At 43.3% G+C, this 16904-nt stretch carries 17 protein-coding genes; 10 read left to right on the forward strand and 7 right to left on the reverse strand.

Going from position 1 to position 16904, the window contains the following annotated elements; genetic code table 11:
• Window positions 1-1774 (reverse strand): tetratricopeptide repeat protein (locus AC6RV6_RS10260; protein WP_500240806.1); only part of this gene is annotated, 1774 nt, incomplete at its 3' end.
• A gap of 153 nt (window positions 1775-1927) precedes the next feature.
• Entirely contained in the window at window positions 1928-2359 is a 432-nt protein-coding gene (locus AC6RV6_RS10265; protein ID WP_500240747.1) for a hypothetical protein, read from the reverse strand.
• Window positions 2360-2555: 196 nt separating this feature from the next.
• On the opposite strand from AC6RV6_RS10265, the gene AC6RV6_RS10270 reads away from it, so the two are divergent.
• From AC6RV6_RS10270 to AC6RV6_RS10280, 3 genes are all read left to right on the forward strand, one after another.
• Window positions 2556-3182: an SHOCT domain-containing protein gene (locus AC6RV6_RS10270; RefSeq protein ID WP_500240748.1), complete on the forward strand. Its 627-nt coding sequence runs from the start codon at window positions 2556-2558 to the stop codon at window positions 3180-3182.
• Between the two features lie 127 nt (window positions 3183-3309).
• Window positions 3310-3552 (forward strand): FitA-like ribbon-helix-helix domain-containing protein, encoded by a 243-nt coding sequence (locus AC6RV6_RS10275; protein WP_500240749.1) that lies wholly within the window; start codon window positions 3310-3312, stop codon window positions 3550-3552.
• Window positions 3552-3992: a type II toxin-antitoxin system VapC family toxin gene (locus AC6RV6_RS10280; protein WP_500240750.1), complete on the forward strand. Its 441-nt coding sequence runs from the start codon at window positions 3552-3554 to the stop codon at window positions 3990-3992. Before AC6RV6_RS10275 ends, AC6RV6_RS10280 begins: the two co-directional genes overlap by 1 nt.
• Window positions 3993-4029: 37 nt before the next feature.
• On the opposite strand, the gene AC6RV6_RS10285 is transcribed toward AC6RV6_RS10280, so the two are convergent.
• On the reverse strand, window positions 4030-6252 hold the full coding sequence (locus AC6RV6_RS10285; RefSeq protein ID WP_500240751.1) for a PhoX family protein: 2223 nt from the start codon (window positions 6250-6252) through the stop codon (window positions 4030-4032).
• Window positions 6253-6416: 164 nt separating this feature from the next.
• Window positions 6417-6797 carry a 4a-hydroxytetrahydrobiopterin dehydratase gene (locus tag AC6RV6_RS10290; protein ID WP_500240807.1) on the reverse strand — a complete coding sequence of 127 codons (381 nt, stop codon included), beginning with the start codon at window positions 6795-6797 and terminating at the stop codon, window positions 6417-6419.
• A 55-nt stretch (window positions 6798-6852) separates the two neighbouring features.
• Here AC6RV6_RS10290 and AC6RV6_RS10295 point away from each other — a divergent pair, with 55 nt between their 5' ends.
• Window positions 6853-7647 carry a DJ-1/PfpI family protein gene (locus AC6RV6_RS10295; RefSeq protein WP_500240752.1) on the forward strand — a complete coding sequence of 265 codons (795 nt, stop codon included), beginning with the start codon at window positions 6853-6855 and terminating at the stop codon, window positions 7645-7647.
• A gap of 82 nt (window positions 7648-7729) precedes the next feature.
• Here AC6RV6_RS10295 and AC6RV6_RS10300 read toward each other — a convergent pair whose 3' ends face one another.
• On the reverse strand, window positions 7730-8059 hold the full coding sequence (locus tag AC6RV6_RS10300; protein WP_500240753.1) for a DUF952 domain-containing protein: 330 nt from the start codon (window positions 8057-8059) through the stop codon (window positions 7730-7732).
• A gap of 45 nt (window positions 8060-8104) precedes the next feature.
• Between AC6RV6_RS10300 and egtC the strand changes: the two genes are divergently transcribed.
• The 3 genes from egtC (at window position 8105) to AC6RV6_RS10315 (ending at window position 10779) form a co-directional block, all read left to right on the forward strand.
• Entirely contained in the window at window positions 8105-8893 is a 789-nt protein-coding gene (gene egtC, locus AC6RV6_RS10305) for an ergothioneine biosynthesis protein EgtC (RefSeq protein WP_500240754.1), read from the forward strand.
• On the forward strand, window positions 8868-10118 hold the full coding sequence (locus AC6RV6_RS10310) for an SUMF1/EgtB/PvdO family nonheme iron enzyme (RefSeq protein WP_500240755.1): 1251 nt from the start codon (window positions 8868-8870) through the stop codon (window positions 10116-10118). The genes egtC and AC6RV6_RS10310 overlap by 26 nt, the downstream gene beginning before the upstream one ends.
• 70 nt (window positions 10119-10188) lie before the next feature.
• Window positions 10189-10779 carry a hypothetical protein gene (locus AC6RV6_RS10315; protein WP_500240756.1) on the forward strand — a complete coding sequence of 197 codons (591 nt, stop codon included), beginning with the start codon at window positions 10189-10191 and terminating at the stop codon, window positions 10777-10779.
• A gap of 6 nt (window positions 10780-10785) precedes the next feature.
• Here AC6RV6_RS10315 and AC6RV6_RS10320 read toward each other — a convergent pair whose 3' ends face one another.
• Window positions 10786-11703: an o-succinylbenzoate synthase gene (locus tag AC6RV6_RS10320; protein WP_500240757.1), complete on the reverse strand. Its 918-nt coding sequence runs from the start codon at window positions 11701-11703 to the stop codon at window positions 10786-10788.
• A gap of 51 nt (window positions 11704-11754) precedes the next feature.
• On the reverse strand, window positions 11755-12666 hold the full coding sequence (gene menA / locus AC6RV6_RS10325; RefSeq protein WP_500240758.1) for a 2-carboxy-1,4-naphthoquinone phytyltransferase: 912 nt from the start codon (window positions 12664-12666) through the stop codon (window positions 11755-11757).
• A 172-nt stretch (window positions 12667-12838) separates the two neighbouring features.
• Here menA and menH point away from each other — a divergent pair, with 172 nt between their 5' ends.
• From menH to AC6RV6_RS10340, 3 genes are all read left to right on the forward strand, one after another.
• Window positions 12839-13630 carry a 2-succinyl-6-hydroxy-2,4-cyclohexadiene-1-carboxylate synthase gene (gene menH / locus AC6RV6_RS10330; RefSeq protein WP_500240759.1) on the forward strand — a complete coding sequence of 264 codons (792 nt, stop codon included), beginning with the start codon at window positions 12839-12841 and terminating at the stop codon, window positions 13628-13630.
• Window positions 13631-13714: 84 nt separating this feature from the next.
• Entirely contained in the window at window positions 13715-15457 is a 1743-nt protein-coding gene (gene menD, locus AC6RV6_RS10335) for a 2-succinyl-5-enolpyruvyl-6-hydroxy-3-cyclohexene-1-carboxylic-acid synthase (RefSeq protein ID WP_500240760.1), read from the forward strand.
• Window positions 15458-15588: 131 nt separating this feature from the next.
• Entirely contained in the window at window positions 15589-16878 is a 1290-nt protein-coding gene (locus AC6RV6_RS10340) for a glucose-1-phosphate adenylyltransferase (RefSeq protein ID WP_500240808.1), read from the forward strand.
• Window positions 16879-16904 lie beyond the last annotated feature (26 nt).

The following is a 16904-nucleotide window of genomic DNA, read 5'->3' on the forward strand; positions in this document are numbered from 1 at the left end:
CGAGGAGTTTTTGCCACAGTTCAAGAGCTTGTAAATAGAGAGGTTCTGCTTTTTCATATCTCCCTTGAAAACCGTAAAGTAATGCCAAATTATTGAGAGAAGTGGCGACAGAGGGATGTTCTTCTCCGAGGAGTTTTTGCCACAGTTCAAGAGCTTGTAAATAGAGAGGTTCTGCTTTTTCGTATCTCCCTTGAGATGCGTAGAGTCCAGCCAAATTATTGAGAGAAGTCGCAACATTGGGATGTTCTTCTCCGAGGAGTTTTTGCCTCAGTTCAAGAGTTTGTAAAAAGAGGAGTTCGGCTTTTTCATATCTCCCTTGAGAACCGTAGAGTAATGCCAAATTATTGAGAGAAGTGGCGACATCGGGATGTTCTTCTCCGAGGAGTTTTTTCGTCAGTTCAAGAGCTTGTAAAGAGAGAGGTTCGGCTTTTTCATATTTCCCTTGGGAACGGTAGAGTAATGCCAAATTATTGAGAGAAGTCGCAACATTGGGATGTTCTTCTCCGAGGAGTTTTTTCGTCAGTTCAAGAGCTTGTAAAGAGAGAGGTTCGGCTTTTTCATATTTCCCTTGAAAACCGTAGAGTGCAGCCAAATTATTGAGAGAAGTGGCGACAGAGGGATGTTCTTCTCCCAAACGATCGCGACTCACCAACAAACATTGCTGCAAATAAGGTTCAGCTTGAGAATAGAGTCCTTGTCCCTCGTAATAGAGTGCAATTCCTGAAAACGGCCAAATTAAATCCTCATCCTCGATCGCATTGCACAGATGTTGCGTAACTGCGTCCAAATGAGGAATAAATATCGCAAATCCTTCAACTTGTTCTAGTGTCGGTGTTTGAGGCATCTGTTTAGCGATGTTTACCATCATTCGGCAGTATTTCTGTTTCTCAGCTTCAGCCGCTTCAGATTCCTCTAACTTATCCCCCATGAATCTTTGTAGGAGAGGATGTAATTGAAACAAACCGACATCTAATCGTTCTAAAAGATTGCCTTTCACTAAAATGCGATCGCGCACATCTTCCAACTCTTCCCCATCCCCCTCAAAACAGGCTTGTACCAACCCCCAAAGAATAGGAGCAACCGCGAACAAACTCAACAAACAAGCCACTTCCCGCGCCTTTTCCGGCAAATCTTGCCAACTCAACTCAAAAGCAGCCTTAACCCCCCGTTGCGCCGTCGCTTCCGTGGTATATTCTTTCAGTGCCGTTTGTTCCAAGCGCTTTTTCTCTAAACGCCCTCTCATTTCTACCAGAGATAAGTCTTTCCGTTCATCTAAATACTGTCCCACCAACTCCAACCCCAACGGCAGATAACCCAACCACTCACACAACCCCTTAGCCGCGTCTAACTCTGCCTCGATGCGACTTTTGCCGATTAAAGATTGCAGCATTTCCACAGCCGCATCTTGGCTGAGAACTTCTAACGGTAGCCTCTCGAAAGCCTGATGCAGCTTTTGCGATCGCGTCGTAATAATCACCTTAAACCGCGAATTCTGAGGAGGCAAAAACGGCTTAACCCGCTTATACTCAACCACATCATCCAAAATCGCCAAAATATCCCCCGCGATCGGCCAGTGATTCCAGCAGTAACGCACCCGTTCCTCTAAAGGCATATCCTCCGGCGGTTTCAGCCCCAAATGCACCCGCGCAAAAGTCAGAACCCCCAAACCCACATCGACATCGCGAGACGGTAACCAACAGACCCCACCGGGATAGAATTCTGCATAGCGATCGCCATATTGCCAAGCGAGTTCGGTTTTGCCAATGCCTCCCATTCCCGTCACCGCAGTAATAGCAATGCGTTGTCTTTCCTGCAAGCGATCGTGCAACCTGACGAGATCCTCATCCCGTCCCACAAATAGAGTTACCCCACTGAGAGGAAGATTGTGCGGATGTTGTTTAACCGGCTCCGATGCCGGCGGCTGCGGTCAAAAGTTGAGATTATAATCCCCCTTAATGTTGTATACCGTGTCTCTTTGGGCAAAATTCGCCACCTTCTCGATATCGATGCGAGAAGCGATCGCATTACTTTTTAAGGATTCCGCAATCTCTTGCAAAACTTCCGTTAATTGAGGAATAGTTTTGGTATCAGCCTCAGCAATTAACGCCTCCATTGCCGCTTTAACCCCCGGATCGCGGCTGGCGGCGGCTTCCACCTCTAAAATCGCCTCACCGTAATCTAAAGGCTGTTCTGGGGCTTTTTCGATCGCCGTTACCGTGTCAGGAGACTGCTTTTTCAGAGCCGCGATAAATGCTTGCGATCGCGTCCAAACCGCATCAGTCACATTTTCCGTGGTTTTTTCCAGTGTTTTCGTCGCCACAATACCCAGTGCGATCGCGGCAATTGTTAAAGGATCCATCTTTCTCACTCGAAGGTGATTTTCTTTCTCAGTTTAACCCCTATTTTTCGGAAGCGATCGCGGTGCTATTTTCTCAAAAGTCAGAAAGATTAAGGGCAACAGCCAAAAATAATTGAATTTTGTCGATCGCGATCGCTAAACTATTAGAATAGAGCAAACACTTATTCTCAGGAGTCAGATTGTGTTGCGAGATTTTATGAACCAGTTTTTTAGAGTTTCCGATGATACCGCGATCGATTCTCTGATTGAAAAGTGTAGTTATGCGGCGGCAGCTTTAACCATTATTCCCATTCCGGGCAGTGAAATTGTAGCGGTGATGCCCCTTCACGTCGGCATGGTGATTGGGATCGCCCAAGCCAAAGGGGTTGATATTACCCGAGAATCAGCCGTCAATCTAGTGTTACAAATTTCAGCAACAGTCGGACTTTCTCTAGTCGGAAGTCGTCTCGCCACCACTGCCGCTAAAATTATTCTCCCCGGTTTTGGCGGCATTATTTCCGCACCTTTTATGTTTGCCTCTACCCTTGCCCTCGGAAATGTTGCGAAGGTCTATTTCGAGAAAGAAGGAAATATCGATAAAGGCACCATGAAAGATATCTACAAAAACATGGTTAAAAGAGGGAAACAAAAGTTCAATCCCGATCGCATGAAAGATGATGAAATTCAAGATATGGCCAAAGCTGCCGCCCAAGAAGAAGAGGAAAAAGAGCCAGAAGGAACACCCGCAGAACGTTTGGGCAAACTTAAAGAACTTCTCGATCTCGGACTCATTTCTCAGGAAGAATTTGACGAAACCAAACGCAAAATCCTCTCTGAAATTTAAGAATAAATTCGCTGCGATCGCCGATTTAATTTAGAGATTTAATGACTTCAACTCCCGAACTCGCGATCGCAATCCCCAGCAAGAGCGATCGCGTAAAATAAAAACTATAGCGTTGTTCAAATTGCCAATGGAAGCCCTAACAATCCCAAAATTAGATGATTGGATGACCTCACGCTTGCAGAAACGTGCAGCAGATCGCGGTCACTCCGTCGAAGAAGAAGTTCTCGAAATTCTGCGTACTGCCTTAGCAGAACCTGAAACAACGGTAAATTTTGCCGACAAGATTGCACAAAGATTTGCACCTTTTGGAGGAGTTGAGTTACCCGAGTTTCCCCGAGAGCCAATTCGCGAACCCCCCAATTTTGAGTAATGATTATTCTTGATACAAATGTTTTATCAGAACTCATGAAACCTACGAGTTCTGAAAGCTTCCGCAATTGGTTTGCCCGACAAACCGAAGCGAATCTTTTTACAACAGCAATTAATCAGGCAGAAATTTTGTACGGTATTGCTGCACTTCCAGAAGGAAAAAGGCGAGAAGGTCTCCGACAAACTGCCCGAGAGATGTTTGCCGAAGATTATGCAGGGCGAATCCTCCCTTTTGATTCGGATGCAGCGATCGCCTTTGCTTCAATTGCAGCCCAAAGGAAACGTCTCGGAAGACCAATATCCGAAGCGGATGCTCGTATTGCCGCAATTTGCTATGCTCGAAAAGCAGCGATCGCAACTCGTAATGTTGTTGACTTTGAAAATTGCGAAATTCCAATTATTAATCCTTGGAAAGAACCGCGATCGCAAGAATTTCAGTAGAGACAAGAAATATCTTGTCTCTAAAAGTTGCAGGTGTTTACCAAAGTCCGGGGATAGGCTGATTAGAAAGGCGACGCACGGCAATAACGGCAGGTTTGGGCGGATCGTTCGCTGTTTTACCCGGCCAATTCGACCCGATCGGCACATCACGAGTTTGCACAAATTCCTCGCCATCTGTCGTTTTCATCGCATACTTGCGCGTTTCCGACTTCATTCCCTGACGAATACCATTACGTTCTCCGGGGTGCTGGACTGCGAGAAATAACGTTTCCTCATCTTCCGTAAAAAACGGCCCCGTACACTCGCATTCGCTGGGTCCGATACCAAAAGGATAAGCCTCTCCCGCACCAGATCCAGATGTGGGTAAAAACCAGATGGAATTATTACCAAAAATCCCCAATAACTCTTTCTGAGAAATAGGTTGACCCTGTTTGAGATTATCTTTCGTGCGACTGGGAACGGGTTTATTGTGAGTGCTGGTGGACATATCCGTCACGACCCAAAGATTGCCCGTATTATCGATTTCGATGTTATCCGGGTTGGAAAAACCCATACCTCCCGCAGCCGGTTCCCCACCCATCGCAAAAGACTGCCAACGGAAGGTCATTGCACCGGGATCTAAAGCATCTTCCTTCAAACTGACGATCCAGCCGAATTCATAAGGAATTTCGCCGCGAGGTCCCTTAAAGATACTCGTATCGGGTCCTCCATCTCCCCCCGGAGTGCCAGAGGTGAAGGCAATATACAGAGTGCCATCTTGTGCCACGATGGTATCTTCCGGACGGGCTGTGGTGGTGATTCCTGCGGCATTGCCGGCATAGTGGGCATCGATGAGGATAGCCCCCTGTTTCTCTGCTTCCGTGCCTTCATAGAGGTCGCCAAGGGTGCGGAATTGAGATTTCATGGCGGCTGCTTCTGCATCGCTAGTCACTTTAACGACACCTCCCGCAGTGCGATCGGGGTTGGGGAATTTCACCATCCCTCCCCCAACAGTACTGGGCATAATGGGATCGATCGCAGTACCCGGAGATAAGGGAACCCAACGTCCGGTGCCATCGGGGTTGAATTTTGCCCCATATAGCATTCCATTTTCGAGGAGGCGAGAATTGGCTTTATCGGTAACATTGCGGACAGTACCATTAGAAACGAACTTGTAGAGGTGTCCTCCACGGCGATCGCATCCCGAATAAACTGCTAATTTTTTCCCCGGACGCACTAAAAAGCCGACAGCTTCGTGACGGTAGCGACCCAGCCAAGTATGTTTAGTGCCGTAGTCGTTGGGGTTAGCGGGATCCAATTCTACCATCCACCCATATTTATTACCTGCTAAACCAAAAGGATTGCCTTGGCCTTCAATCCCGGCGATACCAAAGGGTTTCGCAGACGGAGGCAGGGAAGAACCATCCGCCATCACAGGTTCGGGAACGAGATCTTGATAGTTTTCTTCGGCACTAAATACAGTTCCCCAAGGTGTTGTTCCGCCAGCACAGTTGCCAAAAGTACCGATAATTTTATCACCTAAACCATCGTCATAGCCTTTTTTATTGGACTTATTGAAAATCGCCACCGAGGGGCCAGTGGATTTGAGATAGCGTCCGTCTTCTAGACCGGAAATTCCCGTAACGCGGCGATCGCGATTAGAGTAAGTTCTTTCCCATTTTCCATTGGCATTACGACGCAGGGAAATAACCCCCATACCAATATCGATCATTGCTTCTTTGGCGATCGCTTGAATCTGACCTTTTAAGGCATTATTCGACAGTCCAAAGGCATTAATTTCTCCTTCACTTCCAAGGGCATTAGCAACGGTAGTAAAGGGCAGAGATTTGCCGATAACTTGGGGATAGGTTGCCATCCAAGTCTTACCGCTAATATACTCAAAATTAATGGTTAAATAGCCTTCATTGGGGGCGGTTTCTACAAAAGAGAGATAATCGTTGTTATACCCGAAGCGAGAATCCCCGACGCGATCGCCCCAAGCGGCAATTACGTCGTAAGTAAAGCCTTCCGGTAAAACTACATCATCTTGTACTTGATAAGTGCTGTAAGACTCGATTTGCTTGGTTTGAGTCAGAGCGTTAATTTCTAAAGGAATGGGAAGTTTAACGGGTGCAAAACTTAAGCCATTTTGTAATAGGGAAGACCCCGATCGAGAAAATGGCATTGCAGAACCTTGACGCGGAGAGGCAACAGAACCGAGGGCAACACTCCCGGCACTTGCTCCCATAAATAACAAAAAGTGACGACGTTTAATGCCCATTGTATCTCTAGTTTGAAGAGTGTTTTTTCTCTTGTTTTTAAGAATTTGAGGCTGTCTGAGTTCAGCGCACAACACCCAAGGCTAGATCGGTTTGTTTAAAATTTCGTAAAACTTGAGTAATATCAAGGTTAACAATTGCTTTTCAATGAGTTATGAGCAATACATCAGATTCCGTCATTCTCTTCAGGGACATCGGAAAGTAATTGGTTAATTAATTGGGCGACATCAAAATCAAGTTGCGTGAGTCCTCCTGCATCGTGAGTTGTCAGAGTAAGAGTAACTTTATTATAAGAAATAATAATATCGGGATGGTGTCCGGCATCATCTGCGGGTTCAACTAAACTTTGCACAAAAGCGATCGCCTCGCGAAAATCCCCAAAAACAAATTCTCGGCGTAGCGATCCATCCTCTCGCATCCATTCCGGTACAGTGCTTAATTGCGAGATAATCTCGGTTTCTTTGAGTCGAACAGGTAAGGAGAATGCAGGAAAGCAGGTTCCTACACTTAAAATTAATAAGATTCCTAAAATAAATTGCTTCATGATTTTTTTGTTGAGGAAAAATGTTAATGTAACAACGAAAATAATCGGGATTTCATTGATGAAAGACTATCCAAAGTATAATATTGGTTTTCTGGCTTTTGAAGGATTTCAACTCCTCGATCTCATGGGACCGTTGGAGGTATTTGGAGATGTTAAATTATTGGTAGAGCCTCAAGAGTCCAAACCTACGCTTTATATTATCGGAAAAGATAATGGTTGTAAAGTCAAAGATGCCTTTACGGGATGTGCAATTGAGACGAATGCAAGTTACCAAGATAACGATCTCGATCTGGATATTTTAATTGTTCCGGGAGGAAAATTTTCTCCGGTCATTAATGCCAATTTGCAATATCCAGACGGTGCAGAACCTCAAGCTGAATCTTGGTGCATTCCTTTTATTCAAAAACAAGCAGCTAAAGTTAAATATCTTATGAGTGTGTGTACGGGAGCATTTTTACTAGCCGCAGCCGGTATTCTAAAAGGTCATCAAGTGACAACGCATTGGGCTTCTTTGCCTTTACTTAATTTATTTCCCGATGTACTTGTTTCAGGAGGATATTCTCGTTATGAAATCGGGGCGCAAAGACAAGAAAAAGATAATGGTATTCTGATTACAGCAGGAGGAGTAACATCAGGAATTGATGCCTCTCTTGCCTTGGCTGCGATCGCTTATGATGAAGAAATTGCCCGTCAAACACAATTATTTTTACAATACAATCCTAGCCCTCCTTTTCAATCGGGAGTTCCCGATACAGCAAATCCGCAAACCGTTGCATCGGTTTTAAAGAAGTTTGAAGGGACTCTAGCTACTCGCTATGACATTCTCAAACAAGCGATCGAACAATTCTCTTAGATTGATAAAATAAGCAGTAAAAATACGCGATCGCATTTTAGCAATATTTTCCATAAGGCGATCGCTATCTTGAAGATAATTTTTAAGCCAGTGTGAACTCTCCTTTTTCGTCGGGTTCAAATGTAAGAACCTGTATCACTGCATCGAGATTTAATTCCCCGTAAATATGAGGAAAACAGCCATGTAAAGGGACTTTTTCTTCTCTGATTTCAGCATTGACGAGAGAAGATGATATCTCTAGCAAAACTAACCCTTTCTCTCCTCGAAAAAAACGATTAGCTGTTGCAACAACTTGTTCGCGATAGGAACAATGGATAAATCCTTCCGTCTCCAAAGATTCGCAATGATAAACTCCCATTTTTTGAGCCTGTAACCATTCTTCTCGGCTTGTAATGTGTAGAATAGGATTCATGTCGCCCTCTCTATTTTTGGTTTTCCTTTCACTTATAACCCGCTTATGTGTCGCTTGCTTGGCTATCTCGGTGTCCCGCTTCAACTCGATCGCATTCTCTATAAGCCTGAACATTCTTTAATTGTACAAAGTTACCAACCTAAAGAAATGCACGTCGCTTTACTGAATGCTGACGGTTTTGGCGTGGGTTGGTATCATCCTCAACGAGAAGAAACCCCTTATACTTATAAAAATATCCTGCCGATTTGGAATGATATTAATCTACCTCAACTCAGTCGCTATGTCGAATCTAATAGCATTTTAAGCTACGTTCGCAGTGCGACCCCCGGACTACCAGTAGATATCGGCAATTGTCAGCCTTTTGTCCGCGATCGCTTGACATTCGTACACAATGGTTATATCGAACATTTTCGCCACAAATTACGCCGCAGGATTCGCAATTTACTCAGCCATGAAACAGAAGTTTGGATTAAAGGCAATACCGATTCAGAATATCTTTGTGCTTTAATTTTAACAGCGTTACAAGCCGATCCCAACCTAACCATAGAAAGTGCAATGGCAAAAGTTATCAACGAGGTTGGCAAGTTGAGCAAAGCTGAAAATCTTAAATTTATTACTGCGATGATAATGGGGACAGGGAATCGTCTTATTGCTTGTCGTTATTCGACCTTTGAAGACGTGCCGACTCTTTATTGGTTGCGAGACGATCCGCGTTATCCCAATGCCGTTATACTTGCCTCAGAACCTCTATTTGAGGGAGACTGGAAACCTTGTCCGGAACATCATATTCTAACTGTTGAGAAAGACCTTGAAGTTAACATCTCTCCTTTCTAAACGCGAAGCCATTCGCCAAGATTTAATTGCCTGTCGCGATCGCACTTTGGAATTATTTACCGACTGCGATCGCGAGGAGTTTTGCCAACAAGTACATCCTGATTTTAGCCCGGTTGGATGGCATTTGGGTCATATTGCCTTGACGGAAGCACTGTGGATTTTAGAACATTGCCAAGGAGAATCGCCTCTGCTCCCTGAATATCGCCAACTTTTAACGGCTGATGGTTTACCGAAAGAAAAACGGCAGAAACTCCCTGAATTTGCCGTTATTCAAAACTATCTAGAAACGGTACGAACTGGCGTTTTTAACTATTTAGAAACTGCACCGATCGCGCAGCAGAAACGATTATGGTATTGGCTGATTCAACATGAAAGCCAACATAACGAAACAATTGTCTTTCTCCTGCAATTATTGCGCTGGCAAAAGCAGTCAAAAACAAAATCTTTGCAATTGCGCGATCGCGTTTCTTCTTTTAATGATTTTACCCCTTCTATGGCGACCATTCCTGCCGGAGAATTTATCATGGGGAATAATAATATTGAAGCGCAAGATAATGAACGTCCGGCTCATTTAATATATCTCGATACTTATCAGATCGATCGCTTTCCCGTCACCTGCCAGCAGTATCAAGAATTTATGACAGCAGGAGGCTATCAAAAATCAGGATTTTGGTCCGAAATAGGTTGGCAATGGTTGCAAAATAATCCTGTTATACAACCTCTATATTGGTGCGATCCTGACGACTGGGAAGAACATCCCGTTTGCGGTATTAGTTATTATGAAGCCGAAGCTTATGCTAAATTTATCGGTAAGCGTTTACCTACAGAAGCCGAATGGGAAAAAGCAGCCAGTTGGAATGCTCAAACACAAGAAAAATCACAATATCCTTGGGGTAATAATACTTCTAAATCTCAATATTGCAACTATAATACATTAGTTGGTCATACCACGCCTATTCATGCTTATCCTGAAGGAAAAAGCCCTTGGGGATGTTGGGATATGATGGGTAATGTCTGGGAATGGACGAGTTCTTATTTTTCTGGTTATAATGGGTTTGAGTCTTATCCCTATCGAGGTTATTCCCAAGTCTATTTTGATAACGAACATCGTGTATTAAAAGGAGGAAGTTGGGCAACTCGTCCTTGGGGTTTAAGAGCAAGTTTTCGTAATTGGTATCATCCTTGGGTGCGGCAAATTTTAGTCGGTTTTCGCTGTGCGGTTTAACAGTTATCAGTTATCAGTTATCGGTGATAGAATAGATATCTCCTATTGTTAACTGTTGGCTATTAGGAAAATGAAAAATTTAGTTTTTGTTGGTGTTTTATTAACTGCTTTATTTCCAGTAGAAAATAGTTCAATCTCAAAAGGGAGCAATTTTGTTGGCATTCGCGATCGTATGACTCCTATTCTCTCTCAAGCCATTGAAGACGAGTTTAACTCATTACTGGAAGCAGGATTCAAATTAATGGAACGAGAATCCTTGGGAGGATGGTTAAAATTAGGGCTTTCAGAACAAGAAATTTTAGCTCAATTGGGTGAACCTTCCCAGAAAGGAGAAGATGTATTTTGGGGTGCGATCGGGACCTATGTTCAGAAATGGGAATATCGCGATCGCGGTATTACTTTACAAATGGAATCGGAAAAACTCGGACAACCCAAAAAAGTTCTATCTCTAACTATTTCTGCACCTTGCTTCTTAAAAACTAACACAGGAATAGGCATCGGAAGTAGTCAAGAAGAGGTCATTCAAGCCTATCATCATTATCAAGATAATAGTTATGGTGGCGATGATTCTTTTATTGCTGGGACTGTATATGGCGGTCTAATTTTTTCCTTTGCCAATGAGAAAGTATCTCAGATTTTTATCGGTGCTGCGGCAGAATGATATCAATTATCGCCGATTCAAAAATGAAGTAACGCCAAATCCCAAAGCATGGTGAGGTGAAGATAATTCTCTTGCCAGTTTTAAAACTGCTGTTCTCCCGATTTCTGTTTCAAAAACCGAGGAAAAAACAGGCTCGATCGCAGATTCTTGACAAATTTTTCTGAGACGCTGAGGTGAACCTGCGATCGCTGCTTTGATAACATAGATTCCTCGCCATCCTAGCCGATAACATTGTTCTAATTGTGTTAAATTTGCAATGGATTCATCTAAAGCGAGATTAGTCGCATAGTCTCTTTCTAATTGTATCATTTCAGATAAGTTTTGTGGTGGTAACGGCTGCTCGATAAATTCAATCTTTCTGGCTCGATCTGCCACTTTTAACCAATATTTTGCGCTGTTCAAAGTTAATCCACCATTCGCATCTAAACGGAGTTTAATATCATTAGGTAAGACGCGAGTTAATTCCTGAAATATCTTTAATTCTTCTTCTAGGGAAAACACGCATATTTTCCACTTAAATGTTCTTCCTCCTCGATTATAAGAATCTTGCCATTGTTTTAATGCCAAGTTCCCCGCAGGAAGAAGATAAGAGAATGAAGGAGAATAATGTTCTAGAGTTTTTGTATTTTCGATCTCTTCCAAAGCAGATTCAAATGCAAACTGACAAGCTGGAAAGCGATCGGGAATAGTAAAAATATCCTCTCGTCTAATTTGAGTTCCCAATTGTTGCAAAAATTGTAAGGCTGCTGCTAATGTTTCCGATCCAAACCACGGGAGAGGGGCGATTTCTCCTCTCCCTATATTTCCTTGTTCGTCTACTAAATCTATGATAATCCCTTCTCGTATCTTCCAAGTTCCATGATGAGTTCTTACAGGCTGTTTAAAGGGATATCGATAAACATCAAACCCAAATTTGTAAATCATATTGTCAGAAGGGAGATTTTCACCACAGAGACACAGAGAACTCAGAGAAAGTTAGATGAGATTAGGGAGAATAAAACCGAGAGAGAATAATAGACCGCTCCAAAAATGAAATTTTACAGCAATAAATTTACAGATCTTGACTCGATCGGGAATATCGTGATTTTGCCAAACAAAGCGAACCAAATGATATGCAGAAGGTAGGCTGAAAAAGATTGCTAAAGTCCAGATGGGAAAATAGCCCAACATGATAAATAAAGGGGTTAAAATAAAAATGCTTCCCGTTGCTCCAGCCAACACTTTTGCACCTAATTTAGTTCCTAAGCGAACGATCGGCGATCGCTTTCCCGCAGCGAGATCGTCTTCAACTTGATGAAAATGAGAACAAAAGAGGATGATCGAAGTAGTAATCCCAATCAAAATTGAAGCAGCAAAGACCTCAGAAGAAAAACTTTGAATTTGAGAGTAATAAGCTGCCGCGATCGCGAGAGGTCCAAAGGTAAAAAAGCAGATAAATTCGCCTAATCCTTGATAGCCGAAGCGAAAAGGCGGTCCTTGATAGCTATATCCCAAGGCACAAGACAAGAAAATCAATTCTAAAACCAACCAATCTTGCTGTTGCCAAGAAATAGAAATAATACCCAAAATCCCCAAAAGTAAAAATAAATTACTCAACCAGAAAACCAGAAACTTATTGCCTGTTAAATTGACAACTGAATGGAGTTTATTGCGATCGATGCCTGTTTCCGAATCAAAGAAATCGTTGCTGAGGTTCAACCATGCTATGATGGCGATTGCAGCGCCTAAAAAGGTGAGAAAAATAATCCAATCGAGGCGATCGCTTTGGTTGTACGCAACTGCCGTCCCGACAGTAATGGGAATAACCGCTACCGTATACATCGGCCATTTGATGGCAGCGTACCAAAGTTTGCGGCGATCGGTTTGAATTAAAGGTGTTGCAGTCATATCAGTAAACAGTGAACAGTAAACAGTGAACAGTAAACAGTGAACAGCAAACAGCCGTTAACTTTGCATTACATAAGAGAATAATGTTTAGAAATAGCATTTAGATTGATGCAATGGAAAAACGAACGCAGAAAATGTAATGTTTCTTAACTATTTTTAAGAATGGAAAATTATGCGTTCTTATGATTTTAACTATTACAGCCTCGGAGATCGTCACAATTCTCCTATCCTCTTTTTGCATGGATTTATGGGCAACAAAGAGGATTTTTATGATATAATCTCTCAAGTTTCTCGCGATTTTTATTGTTTGGCGATCGATTTACCCGGACATGGTAAAACGAAAATAAACGGGACAGATGAGTGTTATCGGATGGAAAATACAGGGAAAGCGATCTCAGATTTTCTCGATAACCTGAATATTTCTCAATGCAATTTAATCGGTTATTCAATGGGAGGAAGATTAGCTCTCTATCTCACCTTAAATTTTTCCCATAAATTCCCAAAAATCATTCTAGAATCAACATCTCCCGGACTCAAGACAGCACTCGAACGAGAAGAACGAAAACAGAAAGATGAGAAATTAGCAAGAGAATTAGAAACAATATCCTTAGCAAAATTCCTCAAAATTTGGTATAAAAATCCGCTTTTTTCTTCCTTACAAAATCAACCTAAATTTGAGATAATGATGCAGAGAAGATTGCAAAACAACCCTATATTATTAGCAAAATCTCTGCGGTATTTAGGGACAGGACAACAACCTTCTTTGTGGGACGAGATCGAAAACTTATACAATCCTCTATTACTCCTTGTTGGAGAATTAGATACAAAATTCAGAGCGATCGCAACCCAAATGCAAGAAAATTCTCCAAAAATACAATTGCAAGTCATTAAAAATTGCGGACATAATATCCATTTAGAAAACCCCGAACAATTTATTAAAAAAGTTACAGAGTGGTTTCAATAAATCAAAAATAGATTATAGGGTTAAAAACACAATACAATTTAATACTGTTCACTGATAACTGATAACTGATAACTGTTCACTGAAATGCCCCTTGATTTTCGTAACATTAATACCCTCTGTAGTTCTATTCTTGTCGAAACCCTTTCTCGCCTCGGTTTGACGACAGCAATTCTCTGTCCGGGATCTCGTTCGACTCCTCTCACGATCGCTTTTGCCCAACACGATCGCATTGAAGCCATTCCCATTTTAGACGAACGTTCCGCCAGCTTTTTTGCCCTCGGAATTGCCAAAAAATCCCGCTTGCCTGTCATCCTCGTCTGTACCTCCGGCACCGCCGCGGCCAACTTTTACCCTGCCATTATTGAAGCGAGTTTGAGTAGAGTCTCTTTACTGGTTTTAACCGCCGATCGCCCCCCAGAATTGCAGCATTGTCGTGCCTCACAAACCATCGACCAACTAAAACTCTACGGGCATTATCCCAACTGGCAGGCACAATTTCCTCCGCCAGAAAATCGCTTAGAAACCCTGCACTACTGGCGACAAAATACGATGCAAGCATGGACGCGATCGCGCTTCCCTCACCCCGGAGTCGTGCATTTAAACTTTCCGTTTCGCAAACCCCTTGCCCCTATCGAACAACCAGAAACCAGAGCCTTAGAAGCACAAATTCATGAAGAAAATTTTTTCAATCATATTTCTTCATCACCCCCTTTTGCAATGAGCAATGAACAATTATCACTGAACAATGAAGGACAAACCCAAAAAGGAATTATTATTGCGGGAATCGATTGTCCGCAAAAGCCAAATGCTTACTGTCAAGCGATCGCCAAACTTTCCCAAACCCTACAATTTCCCGTTTTCGCGGAAGGACTTTCCCCCGTCCGCAACTATGCCGATCTCAACCCCAATCTCATTTCCACCTACGATCTGCTTCTTCGCAACCCCCAACTCGCCCGAGAATTAGCCCCAGAATTGGTCATTCAGATTGGCGAAATGCCCACCAGTAAAACCTTGCGATCGTGGTTGCAGGAAGTGCAGCCCCAAAGATGGATCGTCGATCCCAGAGAAGAAAATCTCGACCCTCTCCACGGCAAAACCAAGCATTTAAAAACCGAGATCGAACAATTAATGTTTCCCGATCCTTCCTCGCGATCGCCCTCCCCTTATTTGGCACAATGGCAAGACAGCGAAATGCGAATGAGAGAAGCGATCGATCGCGATCTTGCCCAAACCAAAGAACTTTTTGAAGGCAAAGCCCCTTGGTTGCTGTCTCAAATTCTGCCCTCCGGCACCCCTTTATTTATCGCCAACAGTATGCCCGTTCGAGACGTAGAAACCTTTTGGCGACCCAATCATCATCGCATTCAACCCTACTTCAATCGAGGAGCCAATGGCATTGACGGCACCCTTTCCACCGCCCTTGGTATCGCCCATCGCAACCGTAGCAGCGTCCTTTTAACCGGAGACCTCGCCCTTCTCCACGACATCAACGGTTTTTTACAATACAACAAATTTTGGGGGCATCTCACTATCATTTTGATTAATAATAATGGCGGCGGCATTTTTGAAAACCTACCCATTGCCCAATTCAATCCCCCCTTTGAAGAATTTTTTGCCACCCCCCAAGCGATCGACTTTGCTGAACTCTGCACCGCTTACCGCATCGAATATCACTGCATCACCGCTTGGAAACACTTAGAAACCCTCTTAAACCCCCTGCCCGAGGAGGGAATCCGAGCGATCGCCATTCCCACCCATCGAGGCGCAGATGCCCAATGGCGCAAAGAAAAATTCCAACAATGGGCAAACCAAATCACCGACGATTGATAACTGGTGTAGGGACGTTGCCGGCAACGTCCCTACTGATAACTGATAACTGATAACTGATAACTGTTCAGATGTCCCCTCCCGTCCTACACTTGTTTTGGAGAAATCATCACTGGCAGTTAGAGGTTTTCGTGAAAAGAGTATTAGGGATCATTCTTGGTGGAGGTGCCGGCACCCGTCTTTACCCATTAACAAAATTACGGGCAAAGCCTGCAGTTCCCTTAGCGGGTAAATATCGTTTAATCGATATTCCCGTTAGCAATTGTATCAATTCAGAAATTAATAAAATTTACGTTCTTACCCAATTTAATTCAGCTTCTCTTAACCGTCACTTAACCCGCGCTTATAATTTTGGCGGTTTGAGTGATGGGTTTGTAGAAGTTCTCGCCGCCCAACAAACCCGCGATCGCCCAGACTGGTTTCAAGGAACTGCCGACGCGGTTCGCCAATATTTATGGCTGTTGGCGGAATGGGATGTGGATGAATTTATCATTCTCTCGGGAGACCATCTCTATCGCATGGACTATGGTTTATTCATCGATCGCCACCGGGAAACCAACGCTGATATTACCCTGTCGGTGATTCCGATCGACGAACGACGCGCCTCGAGTTTTGGGTTGATGAAGATCGATAATAAGGGCCGGGTTGTTGATTTTAGCGAAAAACCTAAAGGTGATGCCCTCACAAAAATGCAGGTCGATACGACGGCTTTAGGGCTAACATCCGCAGAGGCAAAAAACAAACCTTATATTGCCTCAATGGGGATTTACGTTTTTAAGAAAGATGCTTTAATCGAACTCCTGAAAAAAAATTCAGAACAAACGGATTTTGGTAAGGAAATCATTCCGAGTGCGGCCAAGGATTATAATATTCAGGCTTATCTTTTTGATGATTACTGGGAAGATATCGGGACGATTGAAGCCTTCTTTGATGCTAATTTGGCGCTGACCATGCAGCCCAAACCCGCTTTCAGTTTTTATGATGAGAAAGCACCGATTTACACCCGCGCCCGCTATCTTCCACCGACCAAATTGTTAAATTGTACGGTGAGCGAATCAATTATCGGCGAAGGCTGTATTATCAAAAATTGCGAAATTGGTCATTCGGTTTTAGGGATTCGCACTCGCATTGAATCCGATTGTAAAATTGAAGATACCTTGGTGATGGGGGCAGATTATTACGAACCTTTTGCCGAACGTCAATCAGGCATTCAAAATGGTAAAGTTCCTATTGGTATTGGCGAAGGTTCGACCATTCGCCGGGCAATTGTGGACAAAAACGCTCGCATTGGCAAGAAAGTTTTAATTCTCAATAAAGATCGGGTTGAAGAAGCGAATCGCGAGGATGAAGGCTTCTATATTCGTAGTGGGGTTGTAGTGGTGTTGAAAAACGCCGTGATTGCCGATAATACGGTGATTTAATCCTTTTTAAGCGGAGAAATTAAATT

The sequence above is a fragment of the Spirulina sp. LEGE 11439 genome (genome assembly GCF_059821285.1).

Excerpts from the sequence above, each read along its gene's own strand:
- AC6RV6_RS10265 (WP_500240747.1), bottom strand. The coding sequence starts at position 2,359 with ATGGATCCTTTAACAATTGCCGCGATCGCACTGGGTATTGTGGCGACG.
- AC6RV6_RS10270 (WP_500240748.1), top strand. The coding sequence starts at position 2,556 with ATGAACCAGTTTTTTAGAGTTTCCGATGATACCGCGATCGATTCTCTG.
- AC6RV6_RS10275 (WP_500240749.1), top strand. The coding sequence starts at position 3,310 with ATGGAAGCCCTAACAATCCCAAAATTAGATGATTGGATGACCTCACGC.
- AC6RV6_RS10280 (WP_500240750.1), top strand. The coding sequence starts at position 3,552 with ATGATTATTCTTGATACAAATGTTTTATCAGAACTCATGAAACCTACG.
- AC6RV6_RS10285 (WP_500240751.1), bottom strand. The coding sequence starts at position 6,252 with ATGGGCATTAAACGTCGTCACTTTTTGTTATTTATGGGAGCAAGTGCC.
- AC6RV6_RS10295 (WP_500240752.1), top strand. The coding sequence starts at position 6,853 with ATGAAAGACTATCCAAAGTATAATATTGGTTTTCTGGCTTTTGAAGGA.
- AC6RV6_RS10300 (WP_500240753.1), bottom strand. The coding sequence starts at position 8,059 with ATGAATCCTATTCTACACATTACAAGCCGAGAAGAATGGTTACAGGCT.
- egtC (WP_500240754.1), top strand. The coding sequence starts at position 8,105 with ATGTGTCGCTTGCTTGGCTATCTCGGTGTCCCGCTTCAACTCGATCGC.
- AC6RV6_RS10315 (WP_500240756.1), top strand. The coding sequence starts at position 10,189 with ATGAAAAATTTAGTTTTTGTTGGTGTTTTATTAACTGCTTTATTTCCA.
- AC6RV6_RS10320 (WP_500240757.1), bottom strand. The coding sequence starts at position 11,703 with ATGATTTACAAATTTGGGTTTGATGTTTATCGATATCCCTTTAAACAG.
- menA (WP_500240758.1), bottom strand. The coding sequence starts at position 12,666 with ATGACTGCAACACCTTTAATTCAAACCGATCGCCGCAAACTTTGGTAC.
- menH (WP_500240759.1), top strand. The coding sequence starts at position 12,839 with ATGCGTTCTTATGATTTTAACTATTACAGCCTCGGAGATCGTCACAAT.
- menD (WP_500240760.1), top strand. The coding sequence starts at position 13,715 with ATGCCCCTTGATTTTCGTAACATTAATACCCTCTGTAGTTCTATTCTT.